Raw genomic sequence first — 16,570 nt, forward strand, 5'->3', positions numbered from 1 at the left:
CAGTTCCGGCGTCGCGTCTGCAATCAACGTCGAGCTGGGTTCCCGCTTTCGCGGGAATAACGACGGGAGATATCACGCCACCGCCACCTCATCCTTCTTGCCCAGCCCGCTCCAGTCGATGCTGCGCGTCATGTACATCACCCCGGCGAGGGCGAAGAACATCAGCACCGAACCGATCAGCAACGAATAAGCCTCGAGGTTCAGCAGCACATAGAGCAGCGCATAAAGCCCGATCAGCATCGCCGCCAGGAACCGCGCGCGCTTCCAGCTTTTCAGCACCGCGGCGCTGTAAAAGGCCAGCAAGCCGATGATCGCCGCCGATGCCAGCATATAGGCAAAGGTGAAGCCGATCACTTCGGCAAAGGCGAGCAGCAGCACGAAGAACAGCACCAAGGCGATACCAGTCAGCAGATACTCCGCCGGCGCGACCCGGGCGCCCGCGATGATGTCGAACATCAGAAAGGCGACAAACGTAAAGCCGATAAACAGAAAGCCATATTTGATCGCGCGATCGACCTGGCTGTACAGGTCAACAGGTTCGATCAGGCTGATCGCCACCGCCTTGGCGACGCCGCCTGCTGTGTTGTCCTCGACGTTGGGCACCGTCGATGCTTCGATGATGACGGGTTCCAGATATTCGGGGCCGCCGCGCGCGCCGTAATTCGTCGTCACCGGCGGCGACAGGTCACCGGTCAACACCTGTGCCTGCCCCAGCGCCAGGTTGGGAATGGCGTAGGTCGCGGCAAAGCCGCTTTCCGTCACGCTGCGTTTGGCGGGCAGGAAATCGCCGCCAAAGCTCGGGTTCGGCCAGCTCGATTTGACCGTCCAGCGGGTATCGACGCCGCGAGGGATCAGCTTGAAATCGCCCAGCCCGCGCACCCCGATCTTGTAATCGACCTTCAGCGGTGCTGCCGCCGTCCAGTCGACAAAGGCGAAGGTGCCCGAATTGCCGGTCGACAGCAGCCCCTTGCCCGGCTGCAATGCCAACGGGGTGCCGTTCACCGCGACGCTATTGCCATCGACCAGCCCGCGCGCATCGCTGACCCCCAGCCGTACCTCGGCACGGTCGAGCATCAGCGCCTCGCGCGCGACGCCAAAGCGCGCGATGTCGGCGGGCAGGACAAAATCGGCGCTGCCCGAAATCTGGCTTTCGTAAACGACGGTCTCGTAAATTGCCTTCTTCCGCCGTTCGGGCTTGATCGTGACATCGGCCTGGTTTGCTTGTGGCGACAGATAGAGGTTGCGGATCGTATTGACCGTCCGCGTCACATCCTTGCCATTTTCGGTGACCGTCGTCGTTTCGGTGGCCCGATAAGGAATGACGATCACCGGCCCGGCAATCGTCTGCTGGCCGCCCCAACCCTGCCCGATCGACGCCTGCGCGGTTTGCGCCTGCTGCTGGCGATCCCATAGCAGGCCATAGATCATCAACAGCGGGACCATCAGCGCCACCGCGATCAGCACCGCGATGACCAGTTTGGCGCCGGGGCTGCGCTCGCTGCGCGCCGGGGGATCGCGGGGCGGGATGGGAGGCACCGAGACGCTTTGCGAGGCTTGCGACGCTTGAGGCATGGGGGATATGCTCCGGCAATTTCAACTCGTCGATGAAATTGCACGGTTCGACGACAGGGTCAAGCGCGTTGCGAGGAAGCCCGGAGGCGGATCGCGCGCACGAAAAAGGGGGCGGCCTCCCCCGAAGCCGCCCCCTTCGCGCGTGGTCGCTGACCCGCTAGGCGATCAGAAAGAAACGCCCAGCGTAAAGACCACGGTTGGATCGAACAGGGTATCGACGGCCTTGATGCCAGACTTTTTGATGTCGGTATCGATATATTGGACCGTGAAGGTCGCCGGACCGGCGGCAAAGGATGCGCCGAGCGACCAGTCAAGATAATTGCCGTTCGGCGCCAGCGCGCCAAGCGAGCCGTCGGTATAGCCCAGTCCGGCGGTCAGCGTCACCGGCGTGTCGGCGATGCCATAGCCCAGACCCAGGTTCAGATAGAGATTGTCGTTGCTGCCAAGCGAATTCTGGTCGGGCGCGTAAGCCACCAGGCCGGTGGCCGACACCGGGCCGATGTCGTGCGACAGCTTGCCGATGATTTCCACATAGTCGCTCGGACCGGCGAAGTCCTGATTGCCCGGATAGACATAATAGGTCGCGCCGATGTCGACGGTGGTGCCGGGCGCGATCTCGGTCGCGAACCCGCCGTAAAGGTCGAGCTCGAACTTGCCATAGAGCGGGCTGTCAGGAAGCGACGAGCCCCAGGCGCCAACATAAAAGCCGCTTTCGTGGCTGACCGTCAGCGTCGGCTGCACCGCGACCTTTTCATTCGACAGCGAAATGCCGCGGAACCGATAATCCGACGTGACCGAAATGCCGCCCGAAAGCGAGAACGGGCCGCTGGCTTCTTCTTCCTGAGCGAAAGCGGGCGTCGACAGCGCCGACGCGGCGAGCAGCATGCCGAAACACGCTTTGGTAAGAAACTTCATGGGTGATCCCCCTAGAGAAAAAAACGGATCGTCCCGGCCTGCCGTGCGCGTCCACGCCTCGTTTTCGGGCCTGTGACGACGAACGCGTTCAAAATTGCCGATTTTGTTGCAATGCACAAACGAAAATTGCGCGAACGGCGGATTCAGCGCCAGAGTGTGACTTTCGCGCAACAGCGGCGCGCGCCATGCCGGGCTTTGCCATTCGTCGTTCGGACCGCTAAAGAGCGGCGCACCCTCCCCTTTCGATCGAGCCCGAAACCATGAGCGATCACAACCCCGGCCTGCGTCCCTGGCGCGACATCGCGCGGCGCACCAGCCGCCAGATCATGGTCGGCACCGTCCCGGTCGGCGGCGGCGCGCCGATCAGCGTCCAGACGATGACCAACACGCTGACCAGCGACCCGGTGGCAACGATCGACCAGATCCGCCGCTGCGAGGAAGCGGGCGCCGACCTGATCCGGGTGTCGTGCCCGGACACCGAATCGACCGCATCCTTGGCCAAGATTGTTCGCGCCGCGCGCATCCCGATCATCGCCGACATCCATTTCCACTATAAGCGCGCTCTGGAAGCCGCCGACGCGGGCGCCGCCTGCTTGCGGATCAACCCCGGCAACATCGGCAGCAGCGAACGCGTCGGCGAGGTCGTCCGCGCCGCCAAGGCAAACGGCTGCGCGATCCGCATCGGTGTCAACGCCGGCAGCCTGGAGAAAGACCTGCTGGAAAAATATGGCGAACCCTGCCCCGAGGCGCTCGTCGAAAGCGCGCTCGACCATATCAAGCTGCTGCAGGACCATGATTTCCACGAGTATAAGGTTGCGGTAAAGGCCAGCGACGTCTTTCTCGCGGTCGCCGCATACGCGCAGCTCGCCGACGCGGTCGACTGCCCGCTGCACCTCGGCATTACCGAAGCGGGCGGGCTGATCGGCGGCACGGTGAAGAGCGCGCTCGGCATCGGCAACCTGCTGTGGGCGGGCATCGGCGACACGATCCGCGTGTCGCTCTCGGCCGAGCCCGAAGAGGAAGTGCGCGTCGGTTACGAAATCCTGAAAAGCCTCGGCCTCCGAACCCGCGGTGTCCGCGTCGTGTCCTGCCCAAGCTGCGCGCGCCAGGGCTTCGACGTCATCCGCACCGTGCAAGCGCTTGAAGAAGCGCTCGGCCACATCAAGACCCCGATGTCGCTCTCGGTCCTCGGCTGCGTCGTCAACGGCCCCGGCGAAGCGCGCGAGACCGACATCGGCATCACCGGCGGCGGCAATGGCAAGCATATGGTCTATCTGTCGGGGATCACCGATCACCATGTCGCCGACGCCGACATGATCGCGCATGTCGTCAGGCTGGTCGAAGCCAAAGCGGCCGAGATCGAGGCGGGCAGTTCGGTGAGCATGGACACGCTGCACGGCAAGGCGGCGTAGCGCGGGCAAGCGCCGCAACGTCGGCTTTGGGGCTGGAAGCGGCCACCCCCCCTGTCATCCCGGACTTGATACGGGGTCCATAAGGCCTTGCACCGCCCGGTCCTGAGAGGGCCGATGGGTCCTGGATCAAGTCCGGGATGACGGTAATGTGGGTCCGCACCCAGCCGAAATTTGACAGCGCATTGCTTGCCAGACAGAGCGTCGGCATGACCGTCACCATCCGCCCCGCCACCCCCGCCGACCAGCCGCTGATCGCGCAGTTCATCCGCGACCTCGCCGCTTATGAAAAGCTCACCGACGAAGTGCGCTTCGACGATGCGACGCTCGGCGAAAAACTGTTCGGTGCGCGCCCCTATGCCGAAGTGGTGATCGGCGAGATCGACGGCGCGCCGCAAGGCTTCGCGCTGTTCTTCCACAATTTCTCGACCTTCGAAGGGCGCCCCGGCATCTACCTGGAAGACCTGTTCGTCCGCCCCGCGGCGCGCGGATCGGGGCTCGGCAAGGCGCTACTCGCCCATCTGGCGCAGCTGTGCGTCACGCGTGATTGCGCGCGGCTCGAATGGAGCGTGCTCGACTGGAACGACCCCGCGATCGGCTTTTACCAAAGCCTGGGCGCCAGGCTGATGGACGAATGGACCGTGATGCGCGTCGACGGCGCGGCGCTGACGGGGCTCGCCGCCACCGACTGACCCGCCGCTGCGAATATCACGGTTGCCGATACCCCTTCTGGTCGTTTGCTACGCCGCGCCGATCATGCTTTTCTGCTGCCGGGCCGCACCGGGTTCGCGCGATTGCGAACGAGTCGTCCTTCCCTGATGGGAGCGCACGACAACAGGGGAAATGCCATGCACAACAAGTTGCTTGCCGCTGCGGCGGCCCTTTTCGTTTTGACCGCCACGCCGATCGCCAGCGCCCAGATGCCGACCTGGTCGGCGGAGCAGACCGAAGCGTGGAAAGTGGTCCAGCAAAGCTGGGCCGACGACGTTGCACAAAACGGCAAATGGCCCGCCAACTATGCCGATCCGCAGATGGTCGTGTGGTCGGCCGAATTCGCCGCGCCGCGCGGCAAGGATTCGGCGGTCCGCTGGACCAAATTCGGCACGACGCAGGGCAAGGTCATCCAATATGAGCTGAGCCCGCAGTCGATCTCGCTCAGCGGCGACACCGCAGTCGTCACCTATGCGCTGACCATCGTCACCCAGCGCGGCACCGACAAGCCCGACTGGGGCAAGGAAGGAATCGCCGAGACGCTGGTGCGCAGCGGCACCGGCTGGAAATTCCTGTCGTCGGTCAGCTTTTCACTGGAAGATTGAGCACAAGCGGCGGCTCCCCCACCCGGACGGAGCCGCCGCCTGCTTTCGCATCAGCGTTTGCGCGCGAACCAGACCAGAAAAATGCCGACGACCGCCAGCACAACGCCGTTGCGCGTCCAGGTCGTGTCGCCAAGCATGAAGCTGCTCGCCGGCCAGCGTATGATGTCGAGCCCCTGCAACGCCCACAGCCCGCCAACCAATATCATCGCGACCCCGACGATCGCGAGAACGCCCTTTAATGCACCCATGATGATCTCCCCCCTATATGCGCTGCAATCCGATCAACGGCCGCAGCCAGCCGATGCTGCGCCCGATCGCATAGAAAATCCAGCATCCCGTCACCGTCGCGGCAATCAGGATCAGGAACGACGGCAGCGCCGCGACCCGCCCTTGCAGCAGATACCAGCCGACGACGACAATGATCGTCTGGTGGATGATGTAGAACGGGAACACCGCCTCGGCGAGCATCGCGCGCCGCGGATGGTCGCGGTTCCAATAGGCATCGGCGATCCCGATCAACGCGACGATGATCAGCCAGCCATTGATATGCCGCGCGACATGATAGGGCAGGAAAACCCAGTCGGGCGCCACCGTATCGCCCGGCCAGCTCCCCTCGATCCAGGCAATGGGAAGGAAGGTCAGCAACCCGACGACCAGCGCCGCCTTCCACCAGCGCGCCACCGCCGCGAACAGCACGGGCCGCACCCGCAGTAGCCAGCCGATCCCGAAAGCGGCCAGATAATGGAGATGCGACGGCCCGTCGTCGAACAGCGCGTGGGTCTCGTCATGGTCCGGAAAGGCAACATAGATTGCGATCCACCACAGCGCGGGCAACGCCAACAGCCGCCAGCCGTCCAGCAACCGCGCCGCGCCATCGGCAACCCGCGCCCGCGCGCCTGCGGGGACGAGCACCATCAGCAACGCCGCCAGCATCGTATAGACCCACAGGTAAACGACGAACCACAGATGCTGCCACGTCGGCAGCGCGATGCCGTCGATGAACTGGAAACCGAAATAGTCGTGGAGCCAGAAATGCAGGAAACCGTGCGGGTAACCATGCTGGCCGACCAGTTCGATCCACGGCTGCGGCGGAATGACGACGATCACCGCGAAGATCAACGGGATCAGCAGCCGCGCGCTGCGCGACCTGGCAAAGGCGCCGCTGCCGCCCAGTTTCGCGAACAGCGCCGCGCTCGCATAGCCAGACACCAGGAACAGCAGCGCCAGCCGCCAGCTGTTCGTCGCCAGCATCGGAATCGCCACCCAATCGAGTGGCTCGGCAATTTCGACGTGCCATTCCCACGGCACGAAATACATGCCGATGTGATAGAGGATCAGCAGCGCGAACGCCCCGATGCGCAGCCAGTCCATGCCGTAATGGCGATGTGTGGTCATCGGGTCCGTTCCCCATCCCGTCATTGCGAGCGCAGCGAAGCAATCCAGAGCGGTTTACGCAACTCTGGATTGCTTCGCTGCGCTCGCAATGACGAAATTACCGGAGCACCCGCCATGCCAATTCGGCAAACTCGCACAGCAACGGCCGCGTGTCGCGCGGGTCGATAATATCCTCGACCCCGAATTTCTCGGCGGTGCGAAACGGCGACCGCACCCGGTTCAATCGTTCGCGGATCGCTTCCAGATGCGCCGCAGGATCCGCGGCGGCCTCCAGCTCGCTTTTGTACGCCACCTCGACCCCGCCCTCGATCGGCAGGCTGCCCCAGTCGCCCGACGGCCAGGCGAAGCGATATTGATACCGCTCGGCGTTCGACATCGCACTGCCCGCGATCCCGTACGCGCGCCGCACCACCACCGACGCCAGCGGCACCGTCGCGCGGTAGATCGCGTTCATCGCCTGCACCCCGTAACGGATCGTCCCTGTCCGCTCGGCCTCGCCGCCGATCATGAAACCCGGGTTATCCACCAAATGGACGATCGGCAGGCGGAACTGGTCGGCCAGCTTGACGAAGCGCTCGGCCTTTTCGCTCGTCTTCGCGTCCCATGATCCGCCGAGATAGGACGGATCGCTCGCCAGCACCGCGACCGGATAGCCGTCGAGCCGCGCGAACGCCGTGATGACGGCCCGCCCCCACCGCGCGCCCATCTCGAAAAAGCTGCCCTTGTCGAACACGGCATCGGCAATGCGGCGCATCGCATAGACCTGTTTCGCCTCGCGCGGCACCGCCGACAGCAAGCTCTCCTCCCGGCGGTCCACCGGATCGCTGCACGCGGTTCGCGACGCCCGATCATGGATCGACGACGGCAGGTACGACAGGAAACGCCGCGCCGCTGCAAAGGCCTCGGCCTCGCTCGCCACCTCGTCGTCGACAACCCCGTTGCGTGTATGCACGTCGGTCCCGCCCAGCTCCTCGCGGTCCAGCGTATCGCCGATCGCCGCCGCGACCGCCGGTCCCGCCGCGAACAGCTGCGACAGCCCGCGCACCATGATGCTGTAATGGCTCGCGACGACCCGCGCCGCGCCCAGACCCGCGGTCGGCCCCAGCGCGAGCGCCACCACCGGCACCGTGTCGAGGTTGGCGATAATCTCACCCCACCCCGGCACATGGGGAATATAGGTATAGCCCATATCCTCGAGCGTCTTGACCGACCCGCCGCCGCCGGTGCCGTCGATCATGCGGATCAGTGGCAGGCGATATTCATGCGCCATCGCCTCGCACTGCACGAATTTGCGGTGCAGCGCCGCGTCGGCCGAACCGCCGCGCACCGTGAAGTCGTCGGCCGACGCGACCACCGGCCGCCCGTCGATATTGGCGCGCCCGAAAATGAAATTGCTCGCCGCCAGATCTTCCAGCTCGCCATCCGGCCCATAGGTGCCGCGCCCCGCAATTTTGCCGATCTCGCGAAAGCTGCCGGGATCGACGATCGCATCCAGCCGCGCCCGCGCGTCCATCTTGCCGCGCCCATGCTGGCGCGCGACCTTTTCCTTGCCGCCCATCTTCTCGGCCATCGCCCGGCGCGCCGCGAGTTCTTCGGTCTCTTTTTTCCAGCTCATGGGGCGAAAGCTATCTGACGTTGACGGAAACGTCATGCAAAACCTATCGTCGATCGATGACGCGCCACATTGCCTTTTCGCTTGCCGCTGCCCTGCTCGCGCTTTCGCCCGTATCGGCCAGCGAACCCCGCACGATCCCTGGCGTCGAGGACGCTTACAAGAGCGACGCCTTCGACCCCGCGCCGATGGCCGCGATCGACGCGGCGCTCGCCGCCGCGAAGCAGTCGGGCAAGCGCGTGTTGCTGGTGATGGGCACCGGCGGCTGCCACGACAGCGCCTGGTTCGCCAACCTGATCGCCACCGACCGCTTCGCGCCCGTCCGCGACCGCTACGAAATCGTCTACGCCGACATCGGCATGCCGCACGTGCGCGGGCTTGGTCGCAATCCTGAAGTCGCCAAACGCTTCAACTTCAAGATCAAGGGCACGCCCACCGTCGCCGTGCTCGACGCGAACGGGAGCGTGCTCAACCGCAAGGCCGCACCGAAATGGCGCAACGCCGCCAGCCGCGGTGACGATGAGATCTATGCAGAACTGATGGGGGAAATTTGATGGCCGACAGGAACCTCGCGGGCCGCACCGCGCTCGTCACCGGCGCGTCGCGCGGGATCGGGCGCGGCATCGCGATCGGGTTGGCCGAGGCGGGCGCCGACGTCGCGGTCAACTACACCCGCGGCGAACAGGAAGCCGCTGAAACCGTCGCCGCGATCGAGGCGCTGGGCCGCCGCGCCAAGGCCTATCAGGCCTCGGTCACCGACGAGGCCGCCTGCGCCGCGATGGTCGCCGCGGTCGAAGCCGATTTCGGACCCATGTCGATCCTGATCAACAACGCCGGCATCGCGAGCCGCGGCCGGTCGGTCGCAGACACCAGCCCCGAAGAAGTCGACAAATTGTTCGCCGTCCATGCCGGTGGCCCCCACCGCCTGAGCCGCCTCGCGCTCCCGCAACTGCGCAGCCACGCCCGCAGCGACATCATCGTCATCTCCAGCATCGCGACCTACACCCACTCGCCCAATGGCGCGCCCTACACGATGGCCAAGGCCGCGGGCGAAGCGCTCGCTTATGCCTTGGCCAAGGAGGAACTCGCCAACGGCGTCCGCGTCAACATCGTCGCCCCCGCGCTGACCGTCAGCGACATGGGCGAAAAACTGTCGCGCGCCATCACCGGCCAGGACGACATCCAGCATCTCGCCGCCAAAATGCCCTTTGGCCGCGTCGCCGTCCCCGCCGATGTCGCCGCCGCAGTGGTGTGGTTCGTCAGCGATGCGAACAGCTATTGCTCGGGGCAAAAGCTCAACATCGACGGCGCGGGGATGGCGACGTTTCGGTGAAAATCCCCTCTCCCCTTGGGGGAGAGGGTTGCGCAGACTTACGAGCTTGCTCGTTAGTCAAAGCTGGGTGAGGGCCAGCCAACCTCGCCGATACCCGCAACGCCGCTACCCTCATCCAACTCCGCCTAACCGCTTCGCGGTAAGGCTCCATATCCTTCTCCCCCAAGGGGAGAAGGCAAGGTACAGCCCCATTCATGCGCCCCGATTCGCCCTCCCCCGTCATCCCGTTCCTGATCGCCTGCGCGGGCATCGCGACCTTTTCGGCGATGGATGTGCTGATGAAGGGGCTGTCGATCGACATCGGCGCGTATAACGCAGTGCTGTGGCGGACCGGCGCCGGGACGATCCTTAGCGGCGCGCTTTATTTCGCCTCGCGCCCTGCGATGCCCAACCGCGCAACGCTCCGCATCCACGCCGTCCGCTCGCTGTTTGTTGCAGGTATGGCAGTCAGCTTTTTCTGGGCGCTGGCGCGGCTGCCGATGGCGGAGGCGATCGCGATCGCCTTTATCGCACCGCTCGTCGCCCTCTATATGGCGGCGATCTTCCTTGGCGAACGCATCGGCCCGCGCTCGATCCTCGCCTCGCTGCTCGGCCTGGCCGGGGTGATCGTGATCGTCGGCGGCAAGCTGGGGCGCGGCGACTATGCGCCCGAGGCATTGTGGGCGGTCGCCGCGGTGGTCGGCTCGGCGCTGCTATACGCCTATAACCTCATTCTCGCGCGGCGGCAGGCCAAGATGGCCGAACCGATGGAGATCGCCTTTTTCCAGAACGGCTTCGTCGCGCTGATCCTCGCGCTCGGCGCGCCGTGGTGGCTGGCGGTTCCCGGCGGCGAGCAGGCACTGCCGATCATCGGCGCCGCTATGCTCGCGGTTACCTCGCTGCTCCTGCTCAGCTGGGCCTATGCCCGCGCCGAGACGCAGATTCTGGCGACCACCGAATATAGCGGCTTTCTCTGGGCGATCTTGTTCGGGTGGATGTTCTTCGCCGAAGCAGTGACCTGGCCGACGATCGCCGGGGCGGTGCTGATCGTCCTGGGGTGCCTGATCGTGGCGCGCAAGGTGCCGCACGATGATCCGGTCGAACCGGCGGCGGCTTGACCCCCTCCCCTCCCGCTTGCGGGAGGGGCAGCGAGACTTGCGAGCTTTGCTCGCTAGTCGCAGCGCGGTGGGCATTGCCGCGCCGCCGCTTGCCCACCCCCGACCCCTCCCGCTTGCGGGAGGGGATAAGCTAAACCGCGGCGCGCGAAAGCCGATCGTTGATCGCCACACCCAACCCCTCAGCCGGAATGCTCGCCACCGCAATTTTCGGCTGACCACTCGCCGCCCCCGCATGCAGCGCATCGAAAAGCCGCGCCGCAGCCTCGGTCAGATCGCCCGCTTCGCTCAGGCTGTAATCGCCCCGAACCGCGCCAAACCCGATCCCGAACTCGTCATCCGCAAAATCCACCGCGCCCAGCCGCACCGGCTTGCCCGGTGCATAATGGCTCGCCAGCATCCCCGGCGCGACGACCTCTGATCCCGTCACCCCGATCACCGGCAACCCGCTCGCCATGCCGAGCATTTGAGCCGTCACCGGCCCCGGTCGCAGCACCTCGACCACTCCTTCCTTCACCCGCGCAATCGTCGATTCCACCCCAGCCAAGCAGGGACCATCATCGATCACCAGCGCGATCCGGCCGTCGAGCGTCGCCAGCACATGGTCCGCTTTCGTCGGGCTCACTCCGCCGCTGGCATTGGCGCTGGGCGCGGCAAGCGGCGCGCACGTCGCCGCCAGCAAAGCCTGCATCGCGCGATGCCCCGGCACCCGCAGCGCAATCGTGCCCAGCCCCGCCGTCGCGATGCTTGCCACCGGGCAATCGGCGCTGCGCGGCACCACCAATGTCAGCGGCCCCGGCCAGAATTGCGCCGCCAGCGCGCGCTCGGCGGCGCCGAACACCCCCAGCCGCTCGGCCGCCGCCAAGTCCGGCACATGCACAATCAGCGGATTGAAATCGGGCCGCCCCTTCGCCGCATAGATGCGCGCCACCGCGTCGGCGTTGCGCGCATCGGCGGCGAGGCCATAGACCGTCTCGGTCGGCACCGCGACCGGCTGCCCCGCGCCAACCAGCGCCGCGGCGCGCGCTATCGCATCCGTGTTAAACGCCAAGACCTCGGTCGCCATGCTGTCGTTCGTTTGACCCTTCGCCATGCCGCGCTATAGCCGCGCGCAATACAGAATCGCCAGCAAAAGCGGGGACGAAATGACCTACACGCCGCCGACCACCGAACAGCTTTTCGTTCTTGATCATATTGCTCGCATCGACGCGATGGCGGCGCACGACAAATTCGCTGCCGCGACCCCCGACATGGTCGAAGCGATTGTCAACGGAATCGGCGAGTTCGCGGCCGAGGTCTATGCCCCGCTCAACCGCGTCGGCGACGTCCACAATCCCAAATGGGAGGACGGCAAGGTCACCATGCCCCCCGGCTTCAAGGACGCCTATCAGGCGTTCGTCGACGCCGGCTGGGGCAGCATCGACGGGCCGGAGGAATATGGCGGGCAAGGCCTGCCCTTCACGCTGGCGGCCGTGATCATCGAGGCGCTCGGCACCGCCGACATGGGCTTTACCCTGTGCAACATCCTGACCCCCGGCGCGATCCACGCGCTGATGGCCTATGGGACCGAAGAACAGCGCCAGACCTGGCTGCCGAACCTCGTTTCGGGGGCGTGGAACGGCACGATGAACCTGACCGAGCCCGCCGCGGGCAGCGACGTCGGCGCGCTGCGCGCGACCGCCGAACTGGTTACCGAGGGCGAGCATGCCGGGCTCTACAAGATCAAGGGCCAAAAGATTTTCATCACCTTTGGCGAGCATGACCTCACCGACAATATCGTCCACCTCGTCCTCGCGCGCACCCCCGGCGCGCCCGAGGGGACGCGCGGCATTTCGCTGTTCCTCGTCCCCAAATACCGCCTCGACGCCGACGGCAAACCTGCGCATTCGAACGGCGTCCGCTGCGCGTCGATCGAGCACAAGCTGGGCATCCACGGCTCGCCGACCGCGGTGATGATTTATGGCGAGGACGAGGATTGCCTTGGCGAGATCGTCGGCGCCGAAATGGGCGGGATGCGCGCGATGTTCGTGATGATGAACGCGGCGCGCCTGCTCGTCGGTTGTCAGGGCGTCCAGATCGCCGAACGCGCGACGCAGCAGGCGCAGCGCTTCGCCGCCGAGCGGGTCCAGTCGGCGCTCGCGGGCGGCACCGACCGCACCCCCGTCACCATCGACCAGCACCCTGATGTGCGCCGGATGCTATGGCGGATGCGCGCCCAGACCGAGGCGGCGCGCGCGCTGACCTATTACGCGGCGGCGCAGACCGATTTCGGCAAATTGGGCGACGAGGCGGCGGCGCAGCGCGCCGAAATCCTGATCCCGCTGGTCAAGGCGCACGCCACCGACATCGGCTGCGAAGTCGCCAGCCTGGGCATCCAGGTTCATGGCGGCATGGGCTTCATCGAGGAAACCGGCGCCGCCCAGCATTATCGCGACGCGCGCATCGCGCCGATCTACGAAGGCACCAACGGCATCCAGGCCGCCGATCTCGTCGGCCGCAAGCTCGGCATGGCGGGCGGCGATCTGGTCCGCGAATTGATCGACGACATCGCGGAAGGCGCGGCGGATTTCGCCGAGCTTCAGCAACTCGCCCACGCCTGCCGCGCGGTAACCGATTGGATGACCGGCGCAAACACCGCCGATCGGCTCGCGGGCAGCTACCCCTATCTCACCATGCTCGCCACCGCGACGTGCGGCTGGTTGATGGCGCTCCAATATATCGCCGCGAAAGCTGCGCTCGATGAAGGCAGCGGCGACCGGATCTTTCTCGAAGCCAAGCTCGCCTCGACGCATTTTTACCTGGCACAAATCGTCCCCGCGGCGATCGGTCTGGCGCCGTCGGCGCTGGCCGGCGACGCCGTGCTGGCGCCGCTCCCGAAACTTGCGTGAAACCGCAGGATTCAAGCCGATTAGCGCGCATCAGCGCCAGCAAGAATTTGTTCATGATTAACGCGATGATAACCATCTGACACTAGGCACGACCGGCAATTGCTGGAGACGTGCGTGCCCATTCCGGTCAAAAATCTGGTCATCAGCTGGCGGACGATCGGCCTTGCGCTGCTGCTCAGCTTGATCGTCGGTATCAGCGGCGCGGGCGAATTGCCGGACCGTTTTGCCGCGATGGCGACTAGTCGCATTGCTGCTCGTGCAGTGTCGGGTGACACGGTCGTCGTCGCGCTCGACGACAAGACGCTGCAAGCCATCGGCAATCAGGATTTCGACAGCACCCAGCACATGCAACTGGTGCGCGCCATCAACGCTTCTCCGGCAAAACGCCTGTTTGTGGACTTTTCTTACGAACGTCGGACCAAGGACCGGGATTTTCCGAAACTTGCCGCGGCGGTGCGCCAGATGGGCAATCGCATCATCCTCGCCGTTCCGTCTGCCAACTTTCAGGGAACGACGGCCACCGCCACGCAATGGCCCGATGCTCGTTTTGGTCGGGAGGCCAAACGCGGCTTCATCGGCTTGGAGTATGAGTTCTGGCAGGTATGGAAAGTGCCGCTGGCGGTAAAAGCCGAAGGCCGCATCCTGCCCAGCTTTGCAGCACTGCTGGCCGACCGCCCGCTCGATGCCCCCGGCCAATTCGCCCTCGATCTATCCTACGATCCGGATACGATCACGCAATATAGCGCGATCGACGTCATGACGGGCAAGCTGGATCCAGCACTGCTGCGCGGCAAGGATGTGATCTTTGCGTCGGCGTCGGCGACCTTGCCCGACCAGCATTATCTGCCCGGCCATGACAAGGTCCACGGCGCCTATATCCACCTCATCGCGGGTGAGGCACTCAAACGCGGCCAGCCGGTCGATATCGGCTGGCTTCCGGCGCTCGCGGTGTCGTTCATCGTCATGCTTTTGGCGCTGGCGCGGCGCAACGGCCGCTGGCACGGCGTCGTGGCGCTGGGCCTTACCGCTGCGTTGCTCGCAATTAAGGTGGTGGCCAGCCTGTCGCTGGTCACGGTCCAGATCGGCGCCGCATGTTTTCTAATCGCGGCGATCAGCGCCAACGTTGCACGCACCCGCCGCCGGTCCTCGGCGCAGCGCGAAAACCCCCTTTCGGGCCTGCCCAATTTCGAAGCGTTGCGCACCCAGGCGTCGTTCGGCAGCGCGACGGTCGTCGCCGCGAAGGTCGTCAATTTCGAAGACCTCGCCGCCTTCATCCCCGGCGATGGCATCGGCAAGCTGGTCGAACAGGTCACCCGCCGCCTGCAACTCGCATCACAGGGCACCACCCTGCACCATGATCTCGACGGCACCTTCGCCTGGCTCGTCCCTTATTATCAGCACAGTCAGATCGAGGGGCAGCTGGCGGGGCTCGCCGCGCTGTTCAACGCGCCGCTGACCATCGGCGAATTGCGCGTCGATGTCGCCATTGCCTTCGGGGTCAATGACGAGTTCGAGGGATCGAACGCCCAGCGGCTGGCGGCCGCGCTGGTCGCCGCCGAACGCGCGATCCGCACCCGCGCGCTGTGGACCAAATATGTCCCGCGGCAAAAGGACGATGCCGGCTGGCAACTCTCGTTCCACTCGCAGCTCGAGGACGCACTCACCGGCGGCGACATCTGGGTCGCGTTCCAGCCGCAATATGAAATTTCGACCGGCAAGCTGGTCGGGGTCGAGGCGCTGGCGCGCTGGACCCACCCGACGCGCGGTCCGATTCCGCCGGACGAATTCATCGTCCAGGCCGAAAAGAGTCAGGACATCTACCGCCTCACCCTGTTCGTCATGGATCAGGCGATCCGGTCGGCGGCCCAGCTGCACGAACGCGGCCAGCGGATCAACATGTCGGTCAACCTGTCCGCGACGCTGCTCGACCATAGCGATCTGGTCGGAACGATCCGCGTCATGCTGACCGCGCATCATCTGCCGCCCGAAATCCTGACGATCGAGATCACCGAAACCGCCCAGATCGAAAACAGCCGCCAAGCCCGCCAGACGCTGGCGCAGCTGCGCCGCACCGGCATCCGCCTGTCGATCGACGATTATGGCACCGGCCAGTCGAACCTGGAATATCTGACCGAGATCGAGGCTGACGAGATCAAAATCGACAAGCGATTCGTGATGACGATGCGCGATTCGCAGCGGAACCTGGAAGTCGTTAAGTCGACCATTGACCTAGCACATCGTCTGGGGGCGGTTGCGGTCGCCGAAGGCATTGAAGATGCTGAAACCATGACCCTTCTCGGCCAACTTGGCTGCGATGTTGGCCAAGGCTATCACCTTGGCAAGCCACAGTTATTTTCCGAACTTGCGACTACGCTCGCGTCCCCGCCGCAAAACCGCACCGCATAACGGCCAGATTGGCAGCGATGCTATGGTTAAGACTCGATTTACCTTACCAAAGATGGTATATGCTTCGTTAACTGTTCTTCGTGGGCAGTGCCGACAGGAGATATCTTATGGGTTGGTTTTGGCGATGGATGGGCGGCGGCGGCTCCGGTAACGGCGGCGCATCGGCCTAATCTGAATATCAGATAGAAAAGGGTCTCGGACATGTCCGGGGCCCTTTTTCTTTGCCTGCTATTTGCCTGCCTGGGGTTTCACACCGCATTGCGGATCGGGCGCGCTCATCGGGCAGAAAGGCCATGGCGCGGACAGCGTCGTCGCCGTCCTTCGCACTTAAAAAAATTGCCCACGCGGTCGGCCATCCTCGATCGCGCGCGCTATCCCGCGGAAACGCTGGCGCGGCCGCTCGCCAGCGGGCATTCGCCGCGACGAGACGAATCAAATTATCGACGAACCGAGTCTCTAATCCGTCATTTACCGTCTTGCATCGTCGCGCCGACGTGGCACTATAGATGGTGGGTAGACCACGGGGGCACCCCAAGAAATAGTGTTTGGCCAAAAATGGCGGATTTCCGTCGCCCACGGCATGTGGGCACGGGAAAGTGCTTTGTGCGGCCAAAATAAGTGCCCCCCGGG

14 protein-coding genes are annotated in these 16,570 nt (G+C 64.8%); 8 read left to right on the forward strand and 6 right to left on the reverse strand.

What is annotated here, in order from left to right; translation table 11 throughout:
- Positions 1-72 precede the first annotated feature (72 nt).
- Together creD and J2X44_RS15030 are read right to left on the reverse strand one after the other, a co-directional pair.
- On the reverse strand, positions 73-1,536 hold the full coding sequence (gene creD / locus J2X44_RS15025) for a cell envelope integrity protein CreD (RefSeq protein WP_310085737.1): 1,464 nt from the start codon (positions 1,534-1,536) through the stop codon (positions 73-75).
- Positions 1,537-1,737: 201 nt separating this feature from the next.
- Positions 1,738-2,487, reverse strand: coding sequence for a TorF family putative porin (locus tag J2X44_RS15030; RefSeq protein WP_310085740.1), 750 nt, complete (start codon positions 2,485-2,487; stop codon positions 1,738-1,740).
- 260 nt (positions 2,488-2,747) lie between these two features.
- Here J2X44_RS15030 and ispG point away from each other — a divergent pair, with 260 nt between their 5' ends.
- The 3 genes from ispG (at position 2,748) to J2X44_RS15045 (ending at position 5,212) form a co-directional block, all read left to right on the forward strand.
- Positions 2,748-3,899, forward strand: a complete 1,152-nt coding sequence (ispG, locus tag J2X44_RS15035) for a flavodoxin-dependent (E)-4-hydroxy-3-methylbut-2-enyl-diphosphate synthase (protein ID WP_310085742.1) — start codon at positions 2,748-2,750, stop codon at positions 3,897-3,899.
- Between the two features lie 206 nt (positions 3,900-4,105).
- A complete protein-coding gene (locus J2X44_RS15040; RefSeq protein WP_310085745.1) occupies positions 4,106-4,588 on the forward strand; it encodes a GNAT family N-acetyltransferase in 483 nt (160 codons plus the stop codon).
- Positions 4,589-4,744: 156 nt separating this feature from the next.
- Positions 4,745-5,212 (forward strand): nuclear transport factor 2 family protein, encoded by a 468-nt coding sequence (locus J2X44_RS15045; protein ID WP_310085747.1) that lies wholly within the window; start codon positions 4,745-4,747, stop codon positions 5,210-5,212.
- A 50-nt stretch (positions 5,213-5,262) separates the two neighbouring features.
- Here J2X44_RS15045 and J2X44_RS15050 read toward each other — a convergent pair whose 3' ends face one another.
- The 3 genes from J2X44_RS15050 to J2X44_RS15060 all read right to left on the reverse strand — a co-directional run bounded on the left by J2X44_RS15050 (position 5,263) and on the right by J2X44_RS15060 (position 8,222).
- Entirely contained in the window at positions 5,263-5,460 is a 198-nt protein-coding gene (locus tag J2X44_RS15050; protein ID WP_310085749.1) for a hypothetical protein, read from the reverse strand.
- Between the two features lie 13 nt (positions 5,461-5,473).
- A complete protein-coding gene (locus tag J2X44_RS15055) occupies positions 5,474-6,607 on the reverse strand; it encodes an acyltransferase family protein (RefSeq protein ID WP_310085752.1) in 1,134 nt (377 codons plus the stop codon).
- Positions 6,608-6,704: 97 nt separating this feature from the next.
- Entirely contained in the window at positions 6,705-8,222 is a 1,518-nt protein-coding gene (locus J2X44_RS15060) for a carboxyl transferase domain-containing protein (protein ID WP_310085753.1), read from the reverse strand.
- Between the two features lie 56 nt (positions 8,223-8,278).
- Here J2X44_RS15060 and J2X44_RS15065 point away from each other — a divergent pair, with 56 nt between their 5' ends.
- From J2X44_RS15065 to J2X44_RS15075, 3 genes are all read left to right on the forward strand, one after another.
- Positions 8,279-8,773, forward strand: coding sequence for a thioredoxin family protein (locus J2X44_RS15065; protein ID WP_310085755.1), 495 nt, complete (start codon positions 8,279-8,281; stop codon positions 8,771-8,773).
- The gene (locus J2X44_RS15070) at positions 8,773-9,552 is read left to right on the forward strand and encodes an SDR family oxidoreductase (RefSeq protein ID WP_310085757.1); all 780 of its coding nucleotides are present in this window, start codon (positions 8,773-8,775) and stop codon (positions 9,550-9,552) included. The genes J2X44_RS15065 and J2X44_RS15070 overlap by 1 nt, the downstream gene beginning before the upstream one ends.
- A gap of 194 nt (positions 9,553-9,746) precedes the next feature.
- Positions 9,747-10,649, forward strand: a complete 903-nt coding sequence (locus J2X44_RS15075; protein WP_310085760.1) for a DMT family transporter — start codon at positions 9,747-9,749, stop codon at positions 10,647-10,649.
- A gap of 130 nt (positions 10,650-10,779) precedes the next feature.
- Here the strand turns inward: J2X44_RS15075 and J2X44_RS15080 are convergent, their stop codons facing one another.
- Positions 10,780-11,739, reverse strand: a complete 960-nt coding sequence (locus J2X44_RS15080; protein ID WP_310085764.1) for an L-threonylcarbamoyladenylate synthase — start codon at positions 11,737-11,739, stop codon at positions 10,780-10,782.
- A gap of 52 nt (positions 11,740-11,791) precedes the next feature.
- Between J2X44_RS15080 and J2X44_RS15085 the strand changes: the two genes are divergently transcribed.
- Together J2X44_RS15085 and J2X44_RS15090 are read left to right on the forward strand one after the other, a co-directional pair.
- The gene (locus J2X44_RS15085) at positions 11,792-13,534 is read left to right on the forward strand and encodes an acyl-CoA dehydrogenase (protein ID WP_310085767.1); all 1,743 of its coding nucleotides are present in this window, start codon (positions 11,792-11,794) and stop codon (positions 13,532-13,534) included.
- A 114-nt stretch (positions 13,535-13,648) separates the two neighbouring features.
- Positions 13,649-15,940, forward strand: a complete 2,292-nt coding sequence (locus J2X44_RS15090; protein WP_310085770.1) for an EAL domain-containing protein — start codon at positions 13,649-13,651, stop codon at positions 15,938-15,940.
- Positions 15,941-16,570: the final 630 nt, after the last annotated feature.

The organism is Sphingopyxis sp. BE259 (assembly GCF_031457495.1).
GTDB lineage: Bacteria > Pseudomonadota > Alphaproteobacteria > Sphingomonadales > Sphingomonadaceae > Sphingopyxis.

Coding starts and splice junctions, on each gene's coding strand:
- J2X44_RS15080 (WP_310085764.1), bottom strand. CDS start 11,739: ATGGCGAAGGGTCAAACGAACGACAGCATGGCGACCGAGGTCTTGGCG.
- J2X44_RS15055 (WP_310085752.1), bottom strand. CDS start 6,607: ATGACCACACATCGCCATTACGGCATGGACTGGCTGCGCATCGGGGCG.
- J2X44_RS15060 (WP_310085753.1), bottom strand. CDS start 8,222: ATGAGCTGGAAAAAAGAGACCGAAGAACTCGCGGCGCGCCGGGCGATG.
- J2X44_RS15050 (WP_310085749.1), bottom strand. CDS start 5,460: ATGGGTGCATTAAAGGGCGTTCTCGCGATCGTCGGGGTCGCGATGATA.
- J2X44_RS15030 (WP_310085740.1), bottom strand. CDS start 2,487: ATGAAGTTTCTTACCAAAGCGTGTTTCGGCATGCTGCTCGCCGCGTCG.
- ispG (WP_310085742.1), top strand. CDS start 2,748: ATGAGCGATCACAACCCCGGCCTGCGTCCCTGGCGCGACATCGCGCGG.
- J2X44_RS15085 (WP_310085767.1), top strand. CDS start 11,792: ATGACCTACACGCCGCCGACCACCGAACAGCTTTTCGTTCTTGATCAT.
- J2X44_RS15040 (WP_310085745.1), top strand. CDS start 4,106: ATGACCGTCACCATCCGCCCCGCCACCCCCGCCGACCAGCCGCTGATC.
- J2X44_RS15065 (WP_310085755.1), top strand. CDS start 8,279: ATGACGCGCCACATTGCCTTTTCGCTTGCCGCTGCCCTGCTCGCGCTT.
- J2X44_RS15075 (WP_310085760.1), top strand. CDS start 9,747: ATGCGCCCCGATTCGCCCTCCCCCGTCATCCCGTTCCTGATCGCCTGC.
- J2X44_RS15045 (WP_310085747.1), top strand. CDS start 4,745: ATGCACAACAAGTTGCTTGCCGCTGCGGCGGCCCTTTTCGTTTTGACC.
- J2X44_RS15070 (WP_310085757.1), top strand. CDS start 8,773: ATGGCCGACAGGAACCTCGCGGGCCGCACCGCGCTCGTCACCGGCGCG.